At 74.9% G+C, this 1,425-nt stretch carries 1 protein-coding gene; it reads left to right on the top strand.

The window, feature by feature from the left end; all coding sequences use genetic code 11:
• On the top strand, nt 1–1,425 hold a 1,425-nt coding region (locus tag HMPREF0731_RS05960; RefSeq protein ID WP_007003147.1), incomplete at both ends, for a putative bifunctional diguanylate cyclase/phosphodiesterase.

The following is a 1,425-nucleotide window of genomic DNA, read 5'->3' as shown; positions in this document are numbered from 1 at the left end:
GCCGCTGCCCTTCCAGGAGCGCAGCCAGCGCGACGCCGGGGGGCGCGAGCGCACCCTGCTCTCCACCGCCGTCGCGGTGCGCGGCGGGCGCGGCGCCGGGCGGGTGGTGTTCATCGGCCTCGACATCTCGGAGCGCAAGGCGGCCGAGGAGCGGATGCGCCATCTGGCCGAGCACGACCCGCTGACCGACCTGCCCAACCGGCTGCTGTTCGGCCTGCGGCTGAACGCCGCCCTGGCCAAGGCGCGGGAGGGCCACAGCCCGGGCTTCGCCCTGCACTGCCTGGACATCGACCGGTTCAAGACGGTCAATGACCGGCTCGGCCACCCGGTGGGCGACCGGCTGCTGCTGGCGGCGGTGGAGCGCATCCGCGGCTGCCTGCGCCGCGCCGACACGCTGGCGCGCATCGGCGGCGACGAGTTCGCGGTGATCCAGGCCGAGGTCAGCGGGCCGCAGGACGCCATCAGCCTGGCGGCGCGGCTGGTGAAGGTGATGCAGGCGCCGTTCCGCATCGATGGCAGCGTGATCGAATCCGGCCTCAGCATCGGCAGCGCGCTCGGCCTGCTGCATGGCGGCCATGCCGAGCTGCTGCAGCAGCGCGCCGATGTCGCGCTCTACCGCGCCAAGGCGGAGGGGCGCGGCGGCGCGGTGCTGTTCGACCCCGGCATGGAGACCGCGCTGCAGCAGCGCCGCGAGATGGAGGCGGAGCTGCGCCGCGGCCTGGAGGCGGGGGAGCTGCACCTGCTCTACCAGCCGAAATTCTGCCTGCAGACCGGCCGGCCCGTCGGCTGCGAGGCGCTGCTGCGCTGGGAGCACGCGGCGCGCGGCGCCATCCCGCCCGCCCTGTTCGTGCCGGTGGCGGAGGAGGCGGGCATGGCGGCGACGCTCGGCCGCTACGTGCTGCGCGCCGCCTGCGGCCAGGCGTTGCGCTGGCGCGAGACGGGGCTCGCCCTGCCGGTCGCGGTCAATCTCTCGGCCATGCTGTTCGCCTCCGACCAGGCGGTGGCGCTGGTGCGCGAGGCGCTGGCCGAGAGCGGCCTGCCGCCCGCCCTGCTGGAGATCGAGCTGACCGAGGGCGTGTTCATCCGCAATGCCGAGGCGGCGCGGCAGGCGCTGCAGGCGCTGCACCGCCTGGGGGTGCGGGTGGCGCTGGACGATTTCGGCACCGGCTATTCCTCGCTGGCCTATCTGCAGCGCCTGCCCTTCGACGTGCTGAAGATCGACCGCGCCTTCGTCCGCGACCTGACCGCGCCCGAGCATGGCAGCGCCCGCATCGTCGAGACCATCCTGCGGCTGGCGCATGGCCTGGGCGCCAAGGTGGTGGCCGAGGGGGTGGAGACGCCGGAGCAGCTGGCGGCGCTGCGCCGGCTGGGCTGCGACGCGGTGCAGGGCTTCCTGCTGGGCCGGCCGATGGCGGCCGGGGCGGT

It is taken from the genome of Pseudoroseomonas cervicalis ATCC 49957, assembly GCF_000164635.1.
Taxonomy (GTDB): Bacteria; Pseudomonadota; Alphaproteobacteria; order Acetobacterales; family Acetobacteraceae; genus Pseudoroseomonas; species Pseudoroseomonas cervicalis.
Note: the sequence above shows the minus strand (reverse complement) of the source record. Positions and strands in the feature narration are given on the sequence as shown.